The 22,789-nt window shown below is 59.0% G+C and carries 17 protein-coding genes; 7 read left to right on the forward strand and 10 right to left on the reverse strand.

What is annotated here, in order from left to right; translation table 11 throughout:
* The 4 genes from HKN06_00935 to HKN06_00950 are packed head-to-tail and all read left to right on the forward strand — an operon-like array spanning position 1 to position 4,559.
* The gene (locus HKN06_00935) at positions 1-1,371 is read left to right on the forward strand and encodes a CpaF family protein (protein ID NNF59872.1); all 1,371 of its coding nucleotides are present in this window, start codon (positions 1-3) and stop codon (positions 1,369-1,371) included.
* Positions 1,365-2,354, forward strand: a complete 990-nt coding sequence (locus tag HKN06_00940) for a secretion system protein (GenBank protein ID NNF59873.1) — start codon at positions 1,365-1,367, stop codon at positions 2,352-2,354. The genes HKN06_00935 and HKN06_00940 overlap by 7 nt, the downstream gene beginning before the upstream one ends.
* A gap of 1 nt (position 2,355) precedes the next feature.
* On the forward strand, positions 2,356-3,309 hold the full coding sequence (locus HKN06_00945; GenBank protein NNF59874.1) for a type II secretion system F family protein: 954 nt from the start codon (positions 2,356-2,358) through the stop codon (positions 3,307-3,309).
* Positions 3,306-4,559, forward strand: coding sequence for a tetratricopeptide repeat protein (locus tag HKN06_00950; GenBank protein ID NNF59875.1), 1,254 nt, complete (start codon positions 3,306-3,308; stop codon positions 4,557-4,559). Before HKN06_00945 ends, HKN06_00950 begins: the two co-directional genes overlap by 4 nt.
* Before the next feature lies 1 nt (position 4,560).
* Here the strand turns inward: HKN06_00950 and dusA are convergent, their stop codons facing one another.
* Together dusA and HKN06_00960 are read right to left on the reverse strand one after the other, a co-directional pair.
* Entirely contained in the window at positions 4,561-5,562 is a 1,002-nt protein-coding gene (gene dusA, locus HKN06_00955) for a tRNA dihydrouridine(20/20a) synthase DusA (GenBank protein ID NNF59876.1), read from the reverse strand.
* Between the two features lie 16 nt (positions 5,563-5,578).
* Positions 5,579-6,715: a carboxylate-amine ligase gene (locus HKN06_00960; protein ID NNF59877.1), complete on the reverse strand. Its 1,137-nt coding sequence runs from the start codon at positions 6,713-6,715 to the stop codon at positions 5,579-5,581.
* A 447-nt stretch (positions 6,716-7,162) separates the two neighbouring features.
* Between HKN06_00960 and HKN06_00965 the strand changes: the two genes are divergently transcribed.
* The gene (locus HKN06_00965; GenBank protein NNF59878.1) at positions 7,163-7,564 is read left to right on the forward strand and encodes a hypothetical protein; all 402 of its coding nucleotides are present in this window, start codon (positions 7,163-7,165) and stop codon (positions 7,562-7,564) included.
* Here the strand turns inward: HKN06_00965 and HKN06_00970 are convergent.
* The 4 genes from HKN06_00970 to HKN06_00985 all read right to left on the reverse strand — a co-directional run bounded on the left by HKN06_00970 (position 7,561) and on the right by HKN06_00985 (position 15,404).
* On the reverse strand, positions 7,561-11,535 hold the full coding sequence (locus HKN06_00970) for a PAS domain S-box protein (GenBank protein NNF59879.1): 3,975 nt from the start codon (positions 11,533-11,535) through the stop codon (positions 7,561-7,563). The genes HKN06_00965 and HKN06_00970 overlap by 4 nt on opposite strands.
* A gap of 17 nt (positions 11,536-11,552) precedes the next feature.
* Positions 11,553-12,698 carry a hypothetical protein gene (locus HKN06_00975; GenBank protein NNF59880.1) on the reverse strand — a complete coding sequence of 382 codons (1,146 nt, stop codon included), beginning with the start codon at positions 12,696-12,698 and terminating at the stop codon, positions 11,553-11,555.
* A 217-nt stretch (positions 12,699-12,915) separates the two neighbouring features.
* On the reverse strand, positions 12,916-13,425 hold the full coding sequence (locus tag HKN06_00980) for a hypothetical protein (protein NNF59881.1): 510 nt from the start codon (positions 13,423-13,425) through the stop codon (positions 12,916-12,918).
* A gap of 11 nt (positions 13,426-13,436) precedes the next feature.
* Positions 13,437-15,404: a hypothetical protein gene (locus tag HKN06_00985; protein ID NNF59882.1), complete on the reverse strand. Its 1,968-nt coding sequence runs from the start codon at positions 15,402-15,404 to the stop codon at positions 13,437-13,439.
* A gap of 183 nt (positions 15,405-15,587) precedes the next feature.
* Between HKN06_00985 and galE the strand changes: the two genes are divergently transcribed.
* Both galE and HKN06_00995 read left to right on the forward strand, forming a co-directional pair.
* On the forward strand, positions 15,588-16,577 hold the full coding sequence (gene galE, locus HKN06_00990) for a UDP-glucose 4-epimerase GalE (protein ID NNF59883.1): 990 nt from the start codon (positions 15,588-15,590) through the stop codon (positions 16,575-16,577).
* A gap of 21 nt (positions 16,578-16,598) precedes the next feature.
* Positions 16,599-17,834 carry a pyridoxal-dependent decarboxylase, exosortase A system-associated gene (locus tag HKN06_00995; protein ID NNF59884.1) on the forward strand — a complete coding sequence of 412 codons (1,236 nt, stop codon included), beginning with the start codon at positions 16,599-16,601 and terminating at the stop codon, positions 17,832-17,834.
* On the opposite strand, the gene HKN06_01000 is transcribed toward HKN06_00995, so the two are convergent.
* From HKN06_01000 to HKN06_01015, 4 genes are read right to left on the reverse strand one after another with little or no spacing between them, the layout of a single operon-like run.
* A complete protein-coding gene (locus HKN06_01000; GenBank protein NNF59885.1) occupies positions 17,823-18,677 on the reverse strand; it encodes a hydrolase 1, exosortase A system-associated in 855 nt (284 codons plus the stop codon). The genes HKN06_00995 and HKN06_01000 overlap by 12 nt on opposite strands.
* Positions 18,670-19,707 (reverse strand): hypothetical protein, encoded by a 1,038-nt coding sequence (locus HKN06_01005; protein ID NNF59886.1) that lies wholly within the window; start codon positions 19,705-19,707, stop codon positions 18,670-18,672. The genes HKN06_01000 and HKN06_01005 overlap by 8 nt, the downstream gene beginning before the upstream one ends.
* Positions 19,694-20,863, reverse strand: coding sequence for a glycosyltransferase family 4 protein (locus tag HKN06_01010; GenBank protein NNF59887.1), 1,170 nt, complete (start codon positions 20,861-20,863; stop codon positions 19,694-19,696). Before HKN06_01010 ends, HKN06_01005 begins: the two co-directional genes overlap by 14 nt.
* Positions 20,864-20,878: 15 nt before the next feature.
* On the reverse strand, positions 20,879-22,780 hold the full coding sequence (locus tag HKN06_01015) for an amidotransferase 1, exosortase A system-associated (protein ID NNF59888.1): 1,902 nt from the start codon (positions 22,778-22,780) through the stop codon (positions 20,879-20,881).
* Positions 22,781-22,789 lie beyond the last annotated feature (9 nt).

Consider the following 22,789-nt stretch of genomic DNA (forward strand, 5'->3'; position numbering starts at 1 on the left):
ATGCGCGAAAAAAAATACCTGAGACAGCCCGCCGAAGCCGCCACGGTACTCGGCGGCAATGGAACAAGCCATACCTTTACAGATAAATCTGGCAGCAACCAGGAAAACCACTGGAAGCGGGAAATTTACCAGCGTCTGCTCAGCGTAATGGACCTGTCGCTGATTGGCACGCTGCCGGAACAGGATGCGCGATCACAGATTCGCAATCTCTGCTCCCAGCTGATGATCGACGAGTCAGTGCCGCTGAACCGCTCCGCACGGCAGCGAGTCGTACAGCAAATTGAGGATGAAGTACTGGGGCTGGGGCCGCTCGAACCATTGCTGGCTGACCCGGGCATCTCTGACATCCTCGTCAATCGTTACGACAATGTTTACGTGGAACGAGCTGGTAAATTGCATCCAACGGATGTCACCTTCGACAGCGACCAGCACTTACTGAACATTATAGACCGCATTGTCTCTGCCGTCGGTCGACGCATTGACGAGCTTTCACCCATGGTGGATGCCCGACTGAAAGACGGATCCCGAGTTAATGCCATTATTCCGCCACTGGCATTGGATGGGCCGTCAGTTTCAATTCGACGCTTTACGATCCAAATTTTGAGCATGGACAATCTCGTCAGGCTCAAATCGCTTACCGCCAGCACAGCAAAATTACTGCAGGGAATCGTAAAAGCGCGGCTGAACGTGCTGGTCTCAGGTGGCACCGGCACTGGCAAGACCACCATGCTGAATATTCTCTCCGGATATATCCCGGAAACCGAACGCATCGTTACCATCGAAGATTCGGCCGAGCTGCAGCTACAGCAGCCGCATGTCGTCAGGCTCGAAACGCGCCCGCCGAACATTGAGGGCAAAGGCCAGGTAACCCAGCGTGACCTGGTACGCAACAGCCTGCGCATGCGCCCGGATCGCATAGTGGTGGGGGAGGTGCGTGGTGGTGAGGCGCTGGACATGCTGCAGGCAATGAACACTGGTCATGACGGCTCACTGACAACAATTCATGCCAATACTCCTCGCGATGCGCTTTCCCGCATTGAGAACATGGTATCGATGACGGGCATCAATTTCCCGCCAAAAGCACTGCGGACACAGATTGCTTCGGCGATTGACCTAGTGCTGCAGATCGAGCGGCAGGAAGATGGCAGAAGACGTCTCGTGAGCCTGCAGGAAATCGTCGGAATGGAGGGAGACGTCATAACGATGTCTGAGTTATTCCGTTTTGAACGCACCGGCGTGGACGAGGACGGCAATGTACACGGAGTTTTTCGCGCCACCGGCGTAGTACCCGGCTTCCGTGAGGACCTCGAACGACGCGCCATTCCGTGCCCGCTGGAACTATTTGATCCCGAGAGGTGTGAGGAATGTTAGACCAATTCATACAGCCGGGTTTGAGTCTTTACGTGATCATGGTGTTTGCCGCCGTCTTCATGCTCTCGCAGGGAGTGATTGTGCCGGCCTTCGGCGATGCCAGGAAAACCGAACGGCGAATTCACCGCCGCCTGGCGCAGGTCGCCTCCACCATGCAACGTGTCCAACTGCGCTCATTGCTGCGCGATAAATACCTGCATCGGCTGTCAGGGCCAGAGCGTTTTCTCGAGTCGCTGCCGGGAATGGAGGGTCTGGCAAGAAAAATCGAGCAGGCCGGGCACACGATGCTCGCCTATAGACTCGTCTTCCTCAGCATAGCTTTGGCAGCACTGTTCGCGGCCGTCGCCTGGACGCTCAGCAGGATGCCGGGCACTACTGCAGCTTTTGCTGCCTTCGGCTTGTGGCTGCCGTTTATGAAAATAAATCGCGACCGCGCCAGGCGTATCGCAACTATAGAAGCAGGCCTGCCAGATGCCGTCGACATTATCAAGCGCGCTCTGAAGGCCGGCCATCCCTTCAGTGACGCCGTGAATATGGTCGGCCAGGAAATGGAGGGCCCCGTGGGACGCGAATTTGCGCTCACCTTCGCCGACATCAACTATGGCAACAACCAGCGCAATGCGCTGTTAGGTCTGGTCGAGCGTGTGCCGAGCATGACCGTAACTGCAATTGTTACTGCGGTACTCATCCAGAAAGAAACCGGCGGTAATCTGGCCGAAATCCTCGATCAGCTGAGCCGACTGATTCGGGCCCGCTTCCGATTCTACCGCAAGGTGCGCACGCTCTCGGCCGAAGGCCGACTGTCGGCGTGGATACTGGGAATGATTCCATTAGTGCTGTTCGCAATCGTATGGATTACCACGCCCAGTTACCTGCCCACCCTGCTGGAGGAGCCACTGGGCCGCAAACTCATTATGGGTGCGGCAGTGTTGATGCTAATAGGGACAATCTGGATCAGGAGGATCATCAGGATAGAGGCATAGTATGGACTATCTACTTGCGATACTGAAAACGACAATACAGGACACCGACGTTGTCCGCATCGTATTCGTGCTGCTGGTTGCCGCGGCCGTGTTCGGAATCGGCATATCAGTTTCCATGCTGGCGGCAAGCGCCACCAGCCCATTGCGGCGGCGCCTCAACGTCGGACAGTCGCCGGCGCCGGCAAGCGCCGCCAACAAGCTGGCCAAGACTATCGAACCGGTCTCCGGCTTCTTGCTTCCAACCAAAGAAAAAGAACTGAACGCAGTTCGCGCCAACCTGGTGCATGCAGGCTATCGTACGCAAAACGCTGTTTCAGTTTTCTATGCCCTGAAGGCGTTGTTGGCACTGTCGCTGCCGTTCATTGTGTTGTTACTCGCGCCGTTTTTCCCGCAGCTGCAGACATCAGTCATCATATTTATCACGATGTCGGCTGCTGCTGCCGGCGTCGCCGGACCAAATATTTACCTGCGCCGACAGGTCAGGCGACGTCAGCGAGCGCTGCGTCATGGCTTTCCGGACGCGCTCGACCTGCTGGTCGTGTGTGTCGAGGCAGGGCTCGGCCTCAGCGCGGCGGTTCAGCGTGTCGCCGCAGAAATTTGCGTAAGTCACCCTGAGCTCGGCGAAGACCTCCTGCTGGTAACCTGCGAAACACGGGCGGGTGTCGATAGCGTCACCGCATTGAAGAACCTGGCTGCGCGCACCGGACTGGAAGACATACGCGGCCTGGTGACATTGCTGGCGCAAAGCATGCGCTTTGGCACCAGCATCGCCGACACTCTGCGGGTCTACTCCGAGGAGTTTCGTGACAAACGCATGCAGGCTGCCGAGGAGCAGGCAGCCAAGCTCGGCACCAAACTGATTTTTCCGCTGGTGACATGCCTGTTCCCGGCGTTTTTTGTCGTAACGATAGGCCCGGCGATACTGAAAGTACTCGCCGCCGTAGGAAGAATATGATGCGTTACCTGCCATTGATGATTTGCGCGGCAGTCACGGGCTGCGCCACTGCCCCTACTACCCAGCCGGGCGACTATTCCGAGCTGTATTCCGGCCGGCCTCAAACGGTTTTTGCCACCGAAGTTCCGCCAGATTCGGCGCAGGCCGCGCTGCGTTCCGGCGACGCCGCTCTGGCTGAAGGCGATATCGACCGGGCGATGTATCACTATATTCACTCGCTCGAGCTCGATGACAGCGGTCCAGACGCCTTCTATCGTCTCGGGGCAATACACACCCGGCGCAGCAACAACAGCATGGCATTACGTGCGCTCCAATATGCCCTCGAACGCGATCCGGAGCACGCGGCCGCCCTGGAAGAAACGGGCCTGATCATGCTGAAACAACAGCGTCTTGAACAGGCCCGGGACTATCTGCAGCGAGCTGTTACTTCGGCCCCCGATCGCGCTCGGGCACACGTCGGCCTCGGCATCGTTGCTGATCTGCTGGGCAACCACGACCTGGCAACCAGTAAATTTGAAGTTGCGCTGACCCTGCAACCGCAGTCGGCAGATATTTTCAACAACCTCGGTTATTCGCGCTACCTGGCCGGCGACTGGGACGCCGCCGAACGCCACTACCGCGAGGCGCTGAGGATCGATGCGAAGCATGCCCCTGCCGTGCGAAATCTTGCCCTGGTTCAGGTGCGCCGCGGCAATCATGATAGTGCGCTGGCGTTATTACGCCAGGCATCGACGCCGGCCGAGGCCAGCAATGACGTTGGCTATCTGTGCATGCTCGACGGCCGTCACGAGTGCGCGGAACGCTATCTCCAGCAGGCCACCGCGCTGTCTCCATCGTACTATGCCCTGGCACACGACAACCTGGCCCGAAACCGGTCACGCGCAACCCGTAAAGACCCGGCAAAAGCAGGCCAATATATTGGCGGATCCACCAGCATAGTTAAGGTGCCGGTCGTCAGTTCTGAACCCATTCCTGTGCCAGCAGAGAATAATGCGTTCACAACCCCGGCAAATGACGAGGACTCGCTGGTTAGACGATACGTGCTGGCTGACGTGCTGAATGTACGCGCCCGGTCAAACGAAACAGGCATAATCCTCGACCGGCTTCCGCGCGGGCGCGCGGTGCAGATCCTGCGTCGCGAGGGCGACTGGGCCTACGTGATGTACTGGAACGATGACAGCAGCGAGTCTCTGCCCCACCGCGGCTGGGTGCATGAATCGTTCCTGTCGGAGCAACTGGCCGACGCCTGACTTAAACAGCTTGCGGCATGCTGTCCATTGCGGCCCGGACTATTGCAGCAGATGCGTCAGCCGAGCCCGCTGCCTGGCTCAGTCGGCGCCGCCACTGGCGTGCACCGGGCTGCCCCTGGTAGATGCCCAGCATGTGCCGGGTCATGCTGTGCAGGCGCACGCCCCTTTCAAGTTGCGCGGAAATATAAGGAAGATAGGCGGTGATGACCTGCTGGCGTGTAATTTCAGCAGCAACCGGATCAACCATGCGCTGCATTTTGTTCAGCACCATTGGCGACTGGTAGGCCGCCCGGCCAATCATTACCCCGGTGAACTCCTGCACCATCGTGCCGAATTGCTGCGCGTCACGCACACCGCCATTGACGATGATCGGAACTGCCTCGTCAAGCTGCTGCTGTAACCAACTGACCACTGGATAGTTGAGCGGCGGCACTTCGCGATTTTCCTTCGGGCTTAGTCCCTCAAGCAAGGCCTTGCGCGCATGGACAATCAACGCATCACATCCGGCCCCCGTGACTGCCGCTGCAAACTGCAGCAGAAACTCCGGGCTGTCGTCGTCATCAACGCCAATACGGGTCTTGACCGTCACCGGCAAACTTACAGCCTCGCGCATAGCAGTGACGCAATCCGCAACAAGCTGTGGCTCACGCATCAGGCACGCGCCAAACCGGCCCGCTTGCACCCTGCCACTGGGACAGCCGACATTAAGGTTTATTTCATCGTAGCCGAATTTCTCGCCGACGGCGGCTGCCATTGCCAGCTGCTGCGGGCAGCTGCCACCCAGCTGCAGCGCCAGCGGGCGTTCACGCGGATCAAATGCCAGCAGCCTGTCTACATCGCCGTGCTCGATTGCCGCGGCAACCACCATTTCGGTATACAGCAAGGCGCCAGGCGCGATGAGACGCAGCAGGTAGCGGCAGTGGCGGTCGGTCCACTCCATCATCGGCGCCACACACAGGCGCCGGTCGAGTCGCGCCCGGCCTGGAACAGCCACCGCAATCATCGATGCAATAAGCGCGTCACAGGCCGTAGCGTGTTTCGGCGATCAGGTGATCAACCACGTCGGCTAACGCGGTCTCGGTGTTTTTTCCTTCAGCAATTGCGCGCTCATAAACGGCCACCTGCTGTTTTGCGCTGTTACCCCGCCGGACTATGTCACGCGCACCATTGACCGCATCAACGCACTGAAAATACTCTGCATCTTCGCGCGTCATATCGAGTAGTTCCTCAAGTAGCTCGTCGTAGGGAATGACGGCCGCCTTGCCGAAATCGATCAGCCCTTCGTCACAGCCATAACGCATGGCACGCCAGCGGTTTTCCTGTATCAGCATCTTCTTGTACCCCCGCCAGCGCAGGTTGCGGGAGCGCAGGCGCCAGAGCATACGCGCCAGGCACAAGGTCAGGGCTGCAACGGTAATTGTGTCGTCGGCCCGCGTGCACACATCGGTGATACGCATCTCCAGCGTTGGATAACGGCTGCTCGGTCGCAGGTCCCACCAGATCTTGGACGCATCCTGGATAATGCCGGCATCGATCAGTATCTGAACGTGCCGCTGATACTCGGCGTAGCTGGTGAAATAACTTGGCAACCGTGTTCGCGGCAGCCCGTCGAAGACCGTCAGCCGATACGACTGCAACCCGGTATTTTGTCCGCGCCAGAACGGCGAGGAACAGCTAAGGGCAAGCAGATGCGGCAGGAAATACGCCAGCTGGTCCAGCAGGTCGACCCGCATATCGTCGCTGTCGATACCCATGTGCACGTGCATTCCGCAGATCAGCAGGCGCCGGGCCGAGGCCTGCATGTCACGATTCAGGTCGCGATAGCGATCTTTGTCGGTGTATTTCTGTTCGTGCCACAGGGCGAACGGATGGGTCGAGGCGGCGATTGGCGCCAGCCCGTGCTTGTCGGCCACATTCACTATGGTACGGCGCAGCCGGTTCAGATCGCTGCGGGCCTCATCGATACTGGCACATACCCTCGTGCCTATCTCGATCTGCGCCCGCAGGAATTCCGGCGCGACCTGGCTGGATAACTGCTCCTCACACTCATGCATGAGGTCCGGGGGCGGATCATTGGCCAGATCACGCGTTTGTTTGTCGACAAGGAGATATTCCTCCTCGATTCCGACTGTAAAGGGCGGTTCCTTTAACGCCATGGGATCCCCGGGCCTCGTGTGGCTGATGTACCGGAGAATCCAAGAAACAGTCACCGAATGCAACGTATAACCCCCCGGCTGGCAACCCGCCCTTGCCGCGCCTGCGCGCGCGGCCCGGGGGCGCTACGCTGCGGCCAGGCTGTTTGGGAAATATCTCCCGTGCCGCGCTCAGGCCGTGAAACTGCTTGATTAGCCTGTGTTTCACGGCCCCACCCAATGTTGGATATTCCGTTAACTCAATGTTTTTTATTGTCTTTTCAGCTTGTTATACGCCACCCGTATTGTATAAGTAATTACTTATATTTATTGCCTCTGGTCGAATGAACCGGGCCCTAGTAAAGTAGTCCAAGGGTAGGCGCAGGCGGCAGATGGGTCCTAAACGGGCGATTCCTGAAGCGGTCGCGTAGTGATCAGGCGGGATTCCTAGAGGTAGCCAACACGTTCTCCATGTCTTCTGCTCGAATGCTTGCGGCCGCAGTCGCTTTCGGACTTGCCGCCTGCGCTCATACCCCATCCAGTGATTCCCAACTGTACCTGCCGGACGTCCGGCAGGGGATGGCAGTGCGCATGGTGTCGTCAGATGTTGTACCTGATGGCTACGATGACCACATCGTCGTACTCATCGATCGCGATATCCTGGCGCAGGCGTACACCAGCAGCTACCGTGCCGCCCGACCAGGGTACATTCCTGCTGCCGCCTACCGGCGCCAGCCAGATGCACGTCCCACCACGGATAATTCAGGGGCCTCTGTTTCCTCAGGTCGGCCTGTCACCGGCCCGGCACGTCGTGCCACTTCGACACCGGTCCACCGCAGCCCGGGCGTTCGCTCTCACAGCAACGACCGCTAGACGGCCTCGGCCTTGTTGAACTCGATAATTGTTGCCGTCTCCTGCGGCGCGAATACCTCGCGCCCGGTCGCCTCTTCAGGCATCGCAAACAGGAAGCCCTGCGCGTAATTGACGCCGGCAGCGCGGACCTTGGCCAACACCTCGTTTGTCTCGATACCCTCGGCAATGGTCTTCAGTCCCATTACATGACCAACCTGGTTGATCGCAGCAACCATGCTGTGATCAACAACGTCGTGGGCAATATTCTTGACGAAATGACGGTCAATCTTCAGATAGTCAACCGGCAGATCCTTGAGATATGCAAAAGATGACAGACCGCTGCCGAAATCGTCCAGCGAAAATTCGCATCCGAGCTTGCGGATCTCGTGCATGAAGTGCACTACCTCATCCAGGTTTGAGATAGCTGCTGTTTCCGTTATTTCGAAACAGATGGCTCCCTTTTCGTAATGATGTGACTCGAGTTCAGTCCGCAGGGCGGACAGGAAATACGGATCGCTAAGTGACGAGCCCGAAAGATTGATTGACAGCGTGTAGGCTTTGCCATCAGGCAGCTTGTTACGCTGGACCAGGTTTGCCAGTGCGTGCCTGACCACCCAGCGATCAATAACCGACATCAGGTTGTAACGCTCGGCCGCCGGGATAAACGAATTGGGCGGCACCAGCTTGCCATACGGGTCACGCATCCGCAGCAACAGCTCGAAGTGTTGCTTGCTGTCAGTCTCATCCAGCGGGATGATCGGATGATAGAACAGGGTCAGCCGGTCATCCTCGCAAGCCTGGGTTATACGCGACACCCATTGCATCTGTTTGTGCTGCGACGGCGCCGCCTCCGCCCGATAAATACTGACGCGATTTCGCCCCGCATCCTTTGCGGCGTAACATGCGACGTCCGCGGCGCTGAGGACGCTCGAAATACTCTCGCTGCGCGCATCGATCTGCACAACACCAATACTGGCGCTGACTCCGAAGGTCCGGTCGTGCCAGATGAAGCGAAAATCATTAACGCTGGACCTGATTTTTTCAGCAATTCGTTCGGCGCGCTGCAGGGGGCAATCTATCAGCAACAGGCAAAACTCGTCGCCCCCGAGACGTGCGAGACAGTCAGTCGAGCGAATCTGTTCCTGCAGCAACGCAGTTACCCGCTTGAGCAGCTCGTCGCCGGCTGAATGACCGCAGGTGTCATTGACGACCTTGAACTGATCAAGGTCAAAATACAGCAGGCAATGCTCGAGTTTTTCATCCTGCCATACTCCCTGAACCGCTTCGGTCAGGCGGTTCTCCAGCTCGCGCCTGTTGATCAAACCGGTCAGAGCATCGTGAGCGGCCTGGTACGACATGCGCTGGTACAGGCTGCGCTCCTGGCTCACGTCGTGAAAAACCATGACCGAGCCGATGACGATGCCTTCACGACTACGGATTGGTGCCGCGGAAAACTGTATGGCGAACTCCTCTCCATTTCCGCTGCGTAACACGGTACCGCTCTTGCCCTCGACAGTGCGCCCCTCGCGCAGGCATTGCAGCACGGGATTTTCAATCACGCTGCCGCTGTCATCACTCACCAGCGTGAGGAGGTCGTCGACAAGTCGTCCTGCGACCGAGCCTGCCGTGCAGCCGAGTCGCTGCTCTGCCATCGGATTGAGATACTCCACCAGCCCGTGCTCATCGGTCGTAATTACCGCATCGCCGATTGACTGCAGCGTGACCTGTGCCCGCTCCTTTTCCTGGAATATGGCCCTTTCAGCATCTTTGCGTGCAGAGATATCGGTCACTGTCCCCATCATCCGCAGCGGCCGTCCGTTGTTGTCACGATGGATCTTGCCCTTGCCCTCGATCCAGCTGATCGCGCCATCGTCCCGCACGATACGGTGCTCGACAGCGTAGTGCTCATCGCCGCCGGCCAGCGCCCGCGAAATAGTCTGTTCGACTAACTCACGGTCATCCGGGTGAACGCACGAAAAATATGCTTCGAAGGTTCCGGAGAACTCATCCGGCTGCACCCCGAATAATTCTGCGGTCCGGCTGGACCAGACTACTTTGTTCGATTCTATGTACCAGACCCAGGTACCCATACGCGCTGCAGCCAGGGCCATGCGCAGTTGCTCTTCCTTGCTGCGCAGGGTTGCAGCTGCCGCCTGTTGTTGGGTGATATCTCGGGCGACCGTGGAAAAGTAGTCCACCGCGCCGTTGTCCTGGCGGTGGGCAATGGTGATTTGCGAAACGGGAAAAGCCTCTCCGTTTGCATCCTGCATTTGCAGAGTGCTCTGCCAGGCTCCGTCCCGGACTGCTTTTTGCAATCCCTGTTCACGCACGACCTGCGCGTCTGATTCACAACACAAATCAGCGAGGCTCATGCCGGACAGATCTTCGTCAGCACTCAGCCCGAGCTGGCGGCGACCGCTGCTGTTCAGATAGCTGACCGCTCCGGAACGATCGCTCATCACGACCAGATCCGGCGTTGCCTCCAGCAAGGACATCAGCCGCTGCTGATCGCTCGCGGCGCGCCCGTGCTGCAGCTGAGATACGAATATGTCGCCAACAAGACGTAGCCGGTCCAGCACCTGCTGCGGCCACTGGCCTGCGGCGGATGAGGATTCGAACATCAGGAAGCCAACCAGCTTGCTGTCAGCCAGCATTGGCACTACTGCAAGAGAACCAATATCGTTTTCCTGGCAGCGCTTGCGCTCGCGCCAGGCCTCGGGCGGCAAAGTTGCAGTGTCAGCAACGTGAAACACCCGCACCTGGCGCACATTTGCAGCAAGCCAGGGCAGCTCGGTATCAAGCAGCAGACGCTCTGCGTACTCGGACTTACGGCCCCACTCGTGGGTACATTCAACCAGGTCAGGGCGATCGGCCGAGTTGGTAGAGAACTGGTACACACTGCCGCGCTCTACTTCGCGGAACTCGCAGATGCGTTCAATTGCATCAATGATGGACTTGTCGATGCCCTTGAGACTGGCCTCGATCAGGTTAGCGCACAGATCACTGAGAAATCGTTCAAACTCCGCGCTGTAGCGCAGGCGCTGTTCTGCTTCCTTCCGCTCACTGATGTTTACTATGCTGGCACGGATCAGGTTTTGTGATGCCGACGGAAAACGCACGTAGCTTATTTCGGCGGGAAAGCGGCTGCCATCCTGCGCCTGGCAGTGCCATTCAAAAACCGGGCTCTCACCTGACATCGTTCGGGCCAGGAAAGTAAGCGCCGAGAGCTCAGACTGGCTGCCGTCGGGCTGATGTTCCGGGCTGAGGTCCTGGTAGGCCTTCCCAAGCAATTCGGACCGATTGAACCCGAACAGCTCGACAGCGTGGCGATTCACGTCCGTAATCATCCGGGTGTCGGCGTCGAGCACGATAATTGCCTCGGGCGCGTGCTCGACCAGCATGCGGTATCGTTCTTCGCTCTCGCGCAGCACGTTTTCCTTGTTCTTGCGCACAGTGATATCACGGATACTCACCATGAACAGCCGCCGCTCTTCCAGCATGGTTTCGCTGGCCGTCGCATCGATCGGGAACATCTTGCCGTCAGCACGACGGGCCAGCAGATCGGCGACGGGATCCTTGCGGTCGGTACGATCGGTCAGCCGTTCAAGAAATTCTGCCGGCAGTGCCTGTGTGACAGTCGGTATCAGTATCGAGAGGCTTCGCCCGACCATATCGTCCGCTGAGTGACCGAACAGTGTCTCGGCGGCTGGATTGCAATGTTCAATCACACCAGCGTCATTTACGGAGAACAGCGGGTCGGCCATGTTTTCCATGATCGCGCGGACCCGGCCCTCGCCCTGCTCCAGCGTGCGCCGGTTCAGGTCTTGCAGCTCGTCGGACATCAGCCGCAGCGCGCGGTCGGTCAGACGGCGTTCACGCTCGATCGCCTCGTAGTGCTCGGATATGAGCACACACAGTTCTTCCAGATCAGGTTGCCCGTCGCTGCTCTTTTGCGCCGCTTTGCGCAGCTGCCGGACAAGAACTTCGTTCACTGATTGGCAGGTCTTTTTCAGTCTTCGCGTTCGGCCAGGACGGTAACGGTCATCGTCTGATTGTGAAGCTCGCAGCTGCCCAGCTGCACGTGCGGCGAGATTTCGCCGTAGGAGTAGTACCCCAGCTGGCAGACCTTGTTGCCCAGCAATTCTGCAACGGCAGCAACCTCCTCCGAGGTGCGCTGTCCCAGCACCATCTTGCGCCCGACGCAGCTGATCAGGACTGCCAGCTTGCGCCCGTCAAGACCGCGTGCACCGGCGATTCGGGCAGCCTCGCCGGCACCATCGATCAACCGCTCAAAATTTGCGCGCATCAGCTGCGCCTTGAAACCCTGCGGCATGTCGCCGGCAAAAGTCATTGACTGCTCTGCTTCGTCAACTGCGAGTATCGTTCGTACCAGGCCGATTCCGTCCGAGTCGCTGGCGCGCACCATCAACGGGAACAGCAGTGCGCTGCCGGGCAGGTTTGCTGCTTCATCGCCAAGGTAGCGCTTGTACAGATCAAGGGCCGGCTTGCCGTCAAGTTCATACAGGACGTTACCTTCGGCACGCGTAATTGTCCGCTCCGGGCCGAATGGATCCCAGCCACCTACCGAGCCATGCCCGACGGTTACATTGGCACCGTACAAGCCGATCGCGGCAACACAGCCAGCTTCTGCCGGCGCATCACAGCTCACCAGGGTGCTCTCGAAACGATCGGCATCGCCGGCAAGTCCGCCGGTGATTGGCACATCACCACCCACGGCACTGGTCAGACCACGCACGAGCTCACTGCCATTCACCAGTATGCCGTCGGATATGACAAGCACGCAGCGCAGATCTTCATCGGCAAGCTCTGACCCCAGCTCGACACCAGCGTAAAACGAGTCGACAACATTCTCCATGTGCCGCGATGCGACCCTGACTCGGGTGCTGTCGAACTCTACGGCACATGCTACCGCCGTATTGTCATGCACATCGGTATCGACTATTTCTCCGGCTGTACTACAGCCGACGATATGCGCGTTGGGGTAACTGTTGCGCAGGATATCGAAGTAATACGGTGTGGAAAGCAGCTCTTTTGCACCGAAGTGCAGAACCAGCTGCGGTTCGTTGACCTGATCTGAATCAGGAAGTATTCGCCAACCGCCATCTGAATCGAATAAGGACTGCTCGACTTTCATAATTATACCGCTCCAAGTGTCTCTGAAAGAACCGGGCGCCCAGCGCTCCGTGCTGAACCGTTCTCGCGCAAGCTTATGTCCGCAGCCAATGCCGGCGCTGCGGAACATGTCACAAGATGCAATGATGGTTCCTCAGGGGAATGTGACTCACGTCACACTTTTGCGCGGGAGTCGGGCATCAGGCTGATGCGGCGCCGGGTAGCCGGCGCGGTAGCTTTTACTTTTCGCTGGCTGGCAGGATCACGACGAGTTCCCCGTCCGCCCCGGCAACAGCCTTGGCTCGTGTGGCCGGAGTTGCAGTCTTTCCACTGCCGACCTGTACCGGCACCTGGAATACCCTCACCTGCTTGCTATCCAGCTGCGCAACGACACTGAGATAGTGCCGGCCATCCCGCTGCGGAAGCAGTGAAAGCTCTACCGGCTCTGCGGCACGCACCCGGCGCAGAACGCGTCGATCAAGGCCGAGCGCCGTTGCAGCACCAACCTCTACACGTGTCACCTCACCGATGCCAGCCGTAAATTCCATCGTTACGACGAGCGGCTCCCCTGCAGCCGGGACCCGGTCGAACTTATGCTGCATCGTGACCGCAGCAGTTCTCTTGCCGGGGCTGGTCACAACCGGTCGGGCCTTGACGCCCTGGCTGGCCATGGTGGTAGCAATTCCGGTAGCCCCTGGAACCGTGGTTCCCAGTGCAAGCAGTAACACACCGGCGAGAGCAGTTTTCATCGGCATCTCCATCAAATTTCTTCCACCGCGACATCGATACAGGTCCTGCCACGTGGCGTATCGCCCAGGTTGCTGAATTCATAAACCTCTATTACGTAGGTTCCAGGCGTCAATCCCACATCATAGACTTCGCTGCTGCCCACCTCTTCCGATGTGCTCAGCAAATCACCTGCATGCAGAACGATATCGGGGTCACTGCTGGACGGTCCGACCGCCGTTATGCGGTAGTTGGCTGCATTGGTCACATCGAGGCGCAAAAAGCGACGCACTGACAGCTTGTTGTACGTACCAAATCCGCTATCGCCGCCCAGGGTGCATACCCGCACAGCATCACCATGGGGCGCAATATCGCTGTACACCGGCAGGACAGAACTGCCTCGCCCGCTGTCATTGGTTTCACCGACAGCAAATTCGTTAATGGTCGTACCGTCAATATCCTGGTCTTTTACAATCGCGTCGATCGCAGCGGCAGAAGCCGGGTTTGCTGCCTTCAGCAAAGAAGCAAAGGTAAATATGGTTACCTGGGAGGCGGCCCCGCGCAGCGGTCCGGTAAACAGCTCATAGACCGGGCTGAAGCCAAGCGTCAGGGAGTCAACTCCATCGTCGGCCGCGTCCACGACGTCATAGATAATGCTCTGAACTGATCCTTCACTGAACCAGCCGGGATTCAGGTTATTGTTCGACTCGACGTCGATTTGAAAGCCGCTGGCCTGGCCAAAACCGAGCGCGTCCCGTGTAACCGGATCGCCGGTACTTATGCCGGCAAACGCATAGCCCCAGCCTTCGCTGAACGCCACACGCGGATCGAGACGATCGCCGTTGGAGTGTGGGCCACCGATAGTGTCGGTTCGTCCCAGCGCGTCCTCGAAAAAATGCCCGAATTCGTGAATAACCACATGCCGATCGTATTCGTCGGTATCGGCATCCTCACTGCCGAGCAACATGATCTCGCGCTGACCATTGGCAAGACGGCGGTAAAAACTGTTACCTATCTCGCCGATACTTTCGTCACCGCTGACCGACCGGTTGTCCGGGCTCCACTTGACCTGCAGCACGGGAATCTGTGCAGTGGGGTCAACCGCAACAACGCTGGCCACGGCATCGGTAATCGCGTCGAGTATCGCAAACGGCGCAGCTGCACGAAACCCGCTGTAGCTGCTGCCGTTCCAGCCGGAACCTGCGTGCAGATTACGCGTAAGGTCTGCTACACCGCTGTTGAATACCGCCGAGTCCAGCACGTAAAGCGCGTCCGACTGAGTATTGTCCACCACCCGGATATTCCAGGAGGCGCCACCGGTATTGGTAGTTTCCGCGCGGGCACGGACCACGACGTCGGTATTGCCGGGCACCTGCAGCGAGAAGTTACCCATGCTGTCGGTATTCGACGCCATGATTATGGTACTACTGCTGGCGCGAATTGCATGCACCTGCACATTGCGCACCGGCGCCGCAAAAGTCGAAGCGTAGTCGAGCCCGTTGACCGCATTATGCGGCACATAGTCGAACGTGACCTTCCCGCTGACTGTCACATTTCCGACTGAGTCGCAGGCATCGCCAAAGCCGTCATTGTCGAAATCGGCCTGAGCAGCATTGGCCACCAGCGGACAGTTGTCGGTCGCATCGCCGATGCCATCATTGTCATCATCGCTGTCGCAGGCGTCGCCGGAGGTATCGCCGTCCGTGTCCCGCTGGTTCGGGTTCGCAGCCAGCGGGCAATTGTCTGCTGCATCTGCCGTGCCGTCATTGTCATCATCGTTGTCACAAGCGTCCCCGACGCCATCATTATCGGAATCCGCCTGCGCCACATTGGCCATGGCCGGGCAATTATCCGACGTATTCATGACACCGTCGTTGTCGGAGTCCTTGTTCGTCAGGCCGCTGTCGCCGCCACTGCCTCCGCCGCCACATGCGGCGCCCAGCAGCAGCACCAGGACCAGTGGCAGCAGGCGAGCTGCGGATTTTTCACGATGCGCTTTCATTCACGAATATCCTAACGATAGCAAGCTGAACCCCGGCAGAACGGGGCACAAACTCGCTATTCTGGCGACTCTCGCAGCCATAGGCCCGGAACCGGTTCACAGTCAGAGGCAGTGCGTGACCGGGGTCCGTGGCGCTGCGCGCGGCAGCTGCTAATATTCGGCCGCCAAACGGGAGTTTACAAAATGCCGAAGACAATACTGGTCACCGGAGGTGCCGGGTACATAGGCAGTCACGTCGTGCGTCAGCTCGGAGAGGCCGGCCACGATGTAGTGGTCCTGGATAACCTCTACAGCGGTTTTTCCTCCGCCGTCCTGCATGGAACATTCGTCGAGGGCGACTGCGGCGACAGCGCCCTGCTGGATCAGTTGTTCGAGCGCCATAGATTCGATGCCGTAATGCACTTTGCTGCGCATACAGTGGTACCGGAGTCAGTCGCCGACCCGCTGAAGTACTACGGCAACAACACCTGCAAGACCCGAAATCTGCTGGAGGTATGCGCCAGGCAGAGGCTGAAGCACTTTGTATTTTCCTCCACAGCAGCGGTTTACGGCATTCCGGATACTGACGAGCTGATTGCTGAGGGAACCGCTACTGCACCGATAAATCCTTATGGCCAGTCCAAGCTGATGAGCGAACTGATGCTGCGTGATCTGGCCGCGGCGACAGATTTGCGGCACGTCACCCTGCGCTATTTCAATGTTGCCGGGTCCGACCCCGGCGGGCGCATCGGCCAGTCAACGGCCAAAGCCACCCTGCTTACCAAGGTCGCCTGTGAGGCGGCAACCGGAAAGCGCGACCGTGTCGCTATTTTTGGTACCGACTACCCGACTCCTGATGGCACAGGAGTACGTGACTATATACACGTGGAAGACCTCGCCTCAGCGCACCTGCTGGCGCTGGACTACCTGCGCAGCGGCGGCGAATCGACCACACTGAACTGCGGCTACGGGCATGGCTACAGCGTGCGGGAAGTCCTGTCTGCCGTAGAGGCAGCAGCGGGAAGCCCGCTGAACATCATCACGGAGGGTCGTCGCGCCGGTGATCCACCAATGCTGGTAGCCGACGCGGCACGCATCAGGAAGCTGTTTGGCTGGCAACCTGCCTATGACGACCTGGCAACTATTGTCAGCACTTCGCTTGCGTGGGAACGCAAGCTGGCCGGACAACAGTAACCACTCAGACCAGGCCCCGACATGACTGAAATTCTCTGTGGCACACATGCACCAATCACGGGTTTCGAGGTTCGTGACGGCGAACTGTGTGTTGGCGGTGAGTCCCTTTCACACTGGACCGGGAAGCTCGGCCAGACACCCTACTACCTTTATGACAGCGCGCTGATCCGGCAACGCGTCGAGCAGCTGCGTTCTGCAATACCGCAGGTACATATCCATTATGCCGTGAAGGCCAATCCGCTAAAGCAACTCGTGTCATTTATTGCCCCACTGGTTGACGGGCTGGACGTGGCCTCCGCCGGTGAGCTGGGGCTGGTCATGAACTGCAACGTGGCGGCAGACCGCGTCAGCTTTGCCGGCCCTGGCAAGCGTGACAGCGAGCTGGAGCTTGCCCTGCGCGCCGGTATCACAGTCAACATCGAATCGCCGCGAGAGCTGGACGTGCTGCAGCGCCTTGGCGCCAGCCAGGACCTGCGGCCGCGGGTGGCAATCCGCGTGAACCCTCCATTCCAGCTGCGCGCATCCGGAATGCGAATGGGCGGTGGTGCCCAGCAGTTCGGCATCGATTCCGAACAGGTCCCGGCGCTGTTGCGCCAGATCGATCCTGATGCCGTCGACTTTGTCGGCTTCCATATTTTCACCGGGTCACAGAATCTCGATACCGCAGCTATCTGCGAGGGCCAGCGCAGCACCTGCGAACTGGCCATCGAGCTTTCCCGGCACGCGCCCGGACCGGTGCGGAAACTCAACATTGGCGGCGGCTTTGGCATCCCGTATTTTCCCAATGACAAGCCGATCGACCTGCAAGCAATCAGCAACAACCTGGCGGCACTACTGCCCGGGGTCGAAACAGCCATGCCGGGGGTCCAGGTCGTCCTCGAGCTGGGACGCTACCTGGTCGGTGAGGCGGGCGTATACATTTGCCGCGTAATTGACCGCAAGGTCTCGCGTGGCAAGACGTTCCTTGTTACTGATGGCGGATTACACCACCACCTGGCCGCAAGCGGTAATTTTGGCCAGATCTTGCGCAAGAACTACCCGGTCGTTGTCGCAAACCGGATGGGATCAGCAAAAACCGAGAAAGCTTCCGTCGTCGGACCGTTGTGCACGCCGCTGGACCTGCTGGCAAACGACATGGACCTGGCAGTCGCCGAACCTGGCGACCTGGTCGCTATATTTCATTCCGGCGCCTACGGCGCCAGCGCCAGCCCGCAGGCATTTCTCGGGCACCCACCGGTAGCGGAACTACTGGTCTGACCCTGCCCGCAGCTGCTGCAGGAATGTCACCGTCCTGCCGGCCACTTCATCGCGCCATTGCGCCCGCGAAAACGTGTGATTAGCCGATTCAATTTCATGCAAGGCACAGTCTGGCCGCGCAAATCGCTTGCGCCAGGCAGCGGACGTTGCCAGCAGTTCGCTGAATTCGCTGGCCGTCATGTCGTTGCCACTGAGCACCAGCAGGACCGGGCCGGTAAAGCCTTCCAAACCGGTCTGCATCCGCTGCACGTAATCTGGCACAGCCTTGCCGGCACGGGCGGCCGCACGACGGTTGGCAAAATACGATCGCAAGGAATTTCCCAGCTTTACCTTTCCTGTAAACAGTTTTTTCCAGAAAGAAACACTGGTCAGACGCGACGGGTAATACGAAACAACTCGCGCCTGCTCGAGTGTCCCGCTGCCGCGCACCCACGGGTTGAGCAGAACCAGGCCGACCACACGCGGGTCGCTGGCTGCATACATCATTGTTGCAGAGGCCCCGTCACACAGCCCGAGCAATACCACCTGCCTGGCCTGCGGTACGGTCAGCAGCAGCGTATCGATGGCACTGCGAATATCTGCGTCGAGTTTCTCGAAGTGCCTGCGCGGGCCCGTGGAGTCGCCACTCCCGCCAAAATCGAAAGTCATGGCAGCGAAACCGGCCTGTGCGGCCGTCCGGCACAGCAGCGCGAACTGCCGATGACTGCCAACCCGATATTGCGGACCACCAGTCACAACTAGCAATGCTGTTGCTTGCGGGTGCGACGGAATGTCCGCCACCCCGACCAGGCTGGTATCGTTGCACGGAAAAACTATTGCCTGTCGCCCGATTTGCTCAGGCATTTGCAGCACCCAGTTGGTCGCAGGTTGCGTCTACCAGCCCGGGTGCGGCGACGACTTCTACCGCCGACCAGTAGGGCTCGTAATCTGCCGTGCAGACCAGGTCCGGCGCCAGGCCCGCCTCGCGCACAACCGCCTCGGTTTTGGCACTGCGACTGATCACGCATACAGACTGGCTGAGTGTGCTACGTGGCACCTGCAGGGCAGCCAGCTGTGCAACCATATCCGGGTGCAGCGCATAGCCGCCCACCTCCAGTGTTTCGCCGTTCTCCAGCCGCTGGCGTAACGTCGCCACCGACTCATCCCGGCCCGACATCATTGCCGCCATGGAACGGGTCAGCAGGAAACGGTCGAGGTAGCCGCCGGCATCAAGCACCGGATCCCACAACACCAGCCGTCCTGCCGCGTTGTCGGCAGCGTATTGCAACGCCAGCAATGCCCCGAGTCGAACACCAATGATGTCAACGGCGACACGACCGGCGGCCGCAATCGAAGAAATCACATCGTCGAGATCGTCCAGCCAGGTGTCCCAGCGGGCGGCGGAAAAGTCCCCGTCGCTGTCCCCGGTGCCGTGCAGGTCAAAATAACAGCAGGCCAGGCCGCGCGCTGACAGCGCCTCGGCTGTGGCTGCCATGAGCGGCCTGGCGCGATTCATTTCTTCGCCAAATGGCGGGACTATCACCACGCACCGCTTGGCCGCGCCAGCAGGCTGGCGCCTGAGCACAAACAGCCGTCCAGAGCGGGCTGCCACAAACCCGGCCTGCAGATCAGGCTGAGCAGCACTGGCTAACCCTTCGATGTAATCGCCGAGCGTACCCACCGTAGTGAACATTTCCGCGCTGATTTCGTCGTCAGCGAATTCAATTTCGAACTGCTCCTCCAGCGCCAGCAGCACCGAAGCCACGGCCAGGGAATCGAATTCGGGTATGCCGCCAAGCAGCCGGGTATTGGCATCGAGTATCGTCGCCGGGCTCACCTGCAGCACGCTGCGCAGCGTGGCAATCGTCTTGTCTATTGTCTCAACTGCTGCCACTGGGTATTCCTGCCGTCACTTCGTGCACCAGTTGCGTGATGCGATCAACATTGTCGTCCCAGGTCATCCGTCCTGCCTCGATGTCTGCTGCCGCCTTGCTGCCCAGTGCCTCACGCAGCTGGCGATTCAGACACAACTCACTGATTGCCGCCGCCAACGCGCCGGTTTGCCCGGCGTCAAATAGCCTCGCTGACACACCATCGTCCAGAACTTCTTCAATATTGGGGGTGCGTGGCGCAACGATCGCACAGCCCATGGCCATATATTCAAACAGTTTTAGCGGCGATGCGTACGGCGTTACGGATGGTTGCAGGGCAATATCAAAACAGGCCGTAAATCCTGGCACATCATCCCTGTCGACCAGACCGGTGAAGTGCACGCGCTCGATAAGCTGCAACTCCCTCGCCTGCGCCTCGAGCGCTGCTCGCCCGGGGCCATCGCCCACCACCAGCAGGTGCACATCGCTACGCTCCAGCCGCGCCAGCAGTTCGACTACCTCGTCCAGTCCGTGCCACTCCCTGACAAAGCCAGTGAAACCGAGTACCAGGGCATCCTGTAGCCCGAGCTTTGCGCGCGTGGTCGCGGAATCCCGCGCCCCGGCGAACCTGGCGCGATTTATGCCATTGCGAATTATCACTATCTGCTCATCAGGAACGCCAGCGGCACGCAGATACCCGGCCAGCACGTTTGTTACCGGCAACGCGCGATCTGCCCTGCGCCACGCGTAGTTCTCCGACCACTTGGCAAGCCGTTTCAGTCGCAGACTGCCATAACGCTCACGTTCTTCTGCCAGCGGCGAATTTATCTCGAGCAGAAACGGCACGTCGAAACGGCCACGCAGCCATGCCCCGGCAGGAGAAAACAGATTGTATCGCTCATAATAAAGATCCGGTCGAAATGACCGGTGAGCGCGCCACAGGCGAACGGCAGTGAGCAGAGAAAACGCAAGCTCCAGCAACTCGTAGAGAGCACCCGGAAGCTTGCTCTTAAGCATTGCTATCAGTCCGCTCTCGCCGCCAAATTCCATCTCCTCGGCCATGCTCGGGCCAATGATCATTACCTCGTGACCAGCACGGCGAAATGCAGCAATCAGCTCGTCGATATGCACCGACTGGCCATCACGCGATGCGGTACGGTGATGATAAAGAATCCGCATGGTTCTATATCCCGATCAACGCAGGCTGAAAATACGACTGACTGTGTTCTCGAACATCAATAGCGACCACAGCACAGTGGCGTTGTTCTGCTGGCCGCTTGCGTGCCTTTCGAGCAAATTCTGCACCCGATCGACGTCGAATACCCCGAGTTGACCAAGCCGTGACTCGCCCAGCCGCTCGCCGGCCTCCGCTCGCGCCGGACCGCGCAACCATTCGGCGAGAGGAACAGAAAAACCCATTTTTCGGCGATACAGCAGGTCCTTGTCCAATCGGCTGCGCAATGCCGTTTTCAACAGGTATTTGCCGTCGCGACCGCGCAGCTTGTAAGCAGCCGGTAAGCCGGACGCCCACTCCACAAACTCGTGATCAAGAAACGGAACCCGTACTTCAAGACTGTTGGCCATGCTGGCACGGTCTACCTTGGTCAGAATATCGCCCGGCAGCCAGGTTTTGAAATCGAGATATTGCACCAGGCCAAGGCCGTCGGCTACAGGAGACCTGGCCGCATGAGAATGAAAGTTCTCAACTGCCGAATACCCCTGCAGCCGCCTGGCAAAAGACTGTTCGTAAAGAGCGGCGCGGACTGCCGGCGCACAGCGCGAGACACTGTCGAAATATGCGTCAACCGAATCGGATGACAGCGCGCTGAAAGTTGTCTTTGCACGCAGGAACGACGGCGCCCAGTCAAGCTTCGGGTAGACCCGGGCCAGCGTACCAAACAGCGGCTGACGCAGGCGTCGTGGCAATGACCGGCGTACACGCTCTTCATGACAATGCCAGCGATACCGGCGATAGCCGGCAAACGACTCATCGGCACCGTCCCCTGAAAGGGCAACCTTGACTTTTTGCCGGGCAACCGCGCATACGCGGAAGGTCGGTATCGCCGAGCTATCAGCGAACGGCTCATCATAAACCTGCGCCAGGTCGTCGATAAGAGAAAAATCGTCTGCCGCGACCTCGCGACTGTAGTGATCAGTGTTAAATTTCTCTGCGACGCGTTGCGCATAGATGGATTCGTCGTAATTTCTGTCCCTGAAGGCAATCGAACAGGTCAGGACGGGCTCTGCAGCCAGCTTCGACATCGAGGCAACAACGGCGCTCGAATCGACTCCGCCTGACAAGAACGCCCCCAACGGCACGTCGGCAATCATACGACGCTGCACCGCCAGATCCAGCTGTCGCAAAAGCTCCTCGCCCAACTCTGCCTCACCTGCGCCGGCCAGCGGCGTGCAAGGCAGGTCCCAGTAGCGTTGCGGCTGCAGGGATGCCCCCTGACGCTGATCCACCAGCAGGGTGTGGCCCGGTTCGAGCTTGCTGACCGACGCCAGAATAGTGCGTGGCTCCGGCACATACCCCAGAGCCATGTAATCCTCGACGGCACGCTCATCGAGCTGTCGTTGCAACCGTGGATGTGCCAGCAGCGCCTTCAGTTCAGAAGCGAAAATCAGCGCATCGCCATCAACAACCGCGTAGTGCAGCGGTTTTATCCCGAGACGGTCGCGTGCCAGGAACAGGCATTTCCTGCGTGCGTCCCAAACCGCAAAGGCAAACATTCCGTTGTAGTGCCTGACGCAGTCGGCGCCCCATTCGGACCACCCATGAACAACGACTTCCGTATCCGACTGTGTTCGAAATACATAGCCGCGCGCTTCCAGCTGTGCACGTAATTCGCGGTAATTATAGATTTCGCCGTTGTAGGTAACGACGACGCTGTTGTCGGCGTTAGCCATTGGCTGCGCGCCGCCCTCGAGGTCAATAATAGACAGCCGCCTGTGACCGAGGCCTACCCCGTCGGATACAAAATAACCACTGCCATCCGGCCCGCGGTGCACGATTGCATCGCACATGCGAGCGAGCAGCTGCCGCTCTACCGGACGACCCGGTTCAAAGTTAATTACACCTGCGATACCGCACATTGAAATCTG

It is taken from the genome of Gammaproteobacteria bacterium, assembly GCA_013003425.1.
Classification (GTDB): Bacteria; Pseudomonadota; Gammaproteobacteria; order Steroidobacterales; family JABDKV01; genus JABDJB01.

What these genes read in the sequence shown, in the direction of transcription:
- HKN06_00995 (NNF59884.1), top strand. Translation starts at nt 16,599, where the DNA reads ATGACTGAAATTCTCTGTGGCACACATGCACCAATCACGGGTTTCGAG.
- HKN06_00980 (NNF59881.1), bottom strand. Translation starts at nt 13,425, where the DNA reads ATGAAAACTGCTCTCGCCGGTGTGTTACTGCTTGCACTGGGAACCACG.
- HKN06_00945 (NNF59874.1), top strand. Translation starts at nt 2,356, where the DNA reads ATGGACTATCTACTTGCGATACTGAAAACGACAATACAGGACACCGAC.
- HKN06_00975 (NNF59880.1), bottom strand. Translation starts at nt 12,698, where the DNA reads ATGAAAGTCGAGCAGTCCTTATTCGATTCAGATGGCGGTTGGCGAATA.
- HKN06_00965 (NNF59878.1), top strand. Translation starts at nt 7,163, where the DNA reads ATGTCTTCTGCTCGAATGCTTGCGGCCGCAGTCGCTTTCGGACTTGCC.
- HKN06_00985 (NNF59882.1), bottom strand. Translation starts at nt 15,404, where the DNA reads ATGAAAGCGCATCGTGAAAAATCCGCAGCTCGCCTGCTGCCACTGGTC.
- HKN06_00950 (NNF59875.1), top strand. Translation starts at nt 3,306, where the DNA reads ATGATGCGTTACCTGCCATTGATGATTTGCGCGGCAGTCACGGGCTGC.
- galE (NNF59883.1), top strand. Translation starts at nt 15,588, where the DNA reads ATGCCGAAGACAATACTGGTCACCGGAGGTGCCGGGTACATAGGCAGT.
- HKN06_01010 (NNF59887.1), bottom strand. Translation starts at nt 20,863, where the DNA reads ATGCGGATTCTTTATCATCACCGTACCGCATCGCGTGATGGCCAGTCG.
- dusA (NNF59876.1), bottom strand. Translation starts at nt 5,562, where the DNA reads ATGATTGCGGTGGCTGTTCCAGGCCGGGCGCGACTCGACCGGCGCCTG.
- HKN06_01015 (NNF59888.1), bottom strand. Translation starts at nt 22,780, where the DNA reads ATGTGCGGTATCGCAGGTGTAATTAACTTTGAACCGGGTCGTCCGGTA.
- HKN06_00940 (NNF59873.1), top strand. Translation starts at nt 1,365, where the DNA reads ATGTTAGACCAATTCATACAGCCGGGTTTGAGTCTTTACGTGATCATG.
- HKN06_00935 (NNF59872.1), top strand. Translation starts at nt 1, where the DNA reads ATGCGCGAAAAAAAATACCTGAGACAGCCCGCCGAAGCCGCCACGGTA.
- HKN06_00960 (NNF59877.1), bottom strand. Translation starts at nt 6,715, where the DNA reads ATGGCGTTAAAGGAACCGCCCTTTACAGTCGGAATCGAGGAGGAATAT.
- HKN06_01000 (NNF59885.1), bottom strand. Translation starts at nt 18,677, where the DNA reads ATGCCTGAGCAAATCGGGCGACAGGCAATAGTTTTTCCGTGCAACGAT.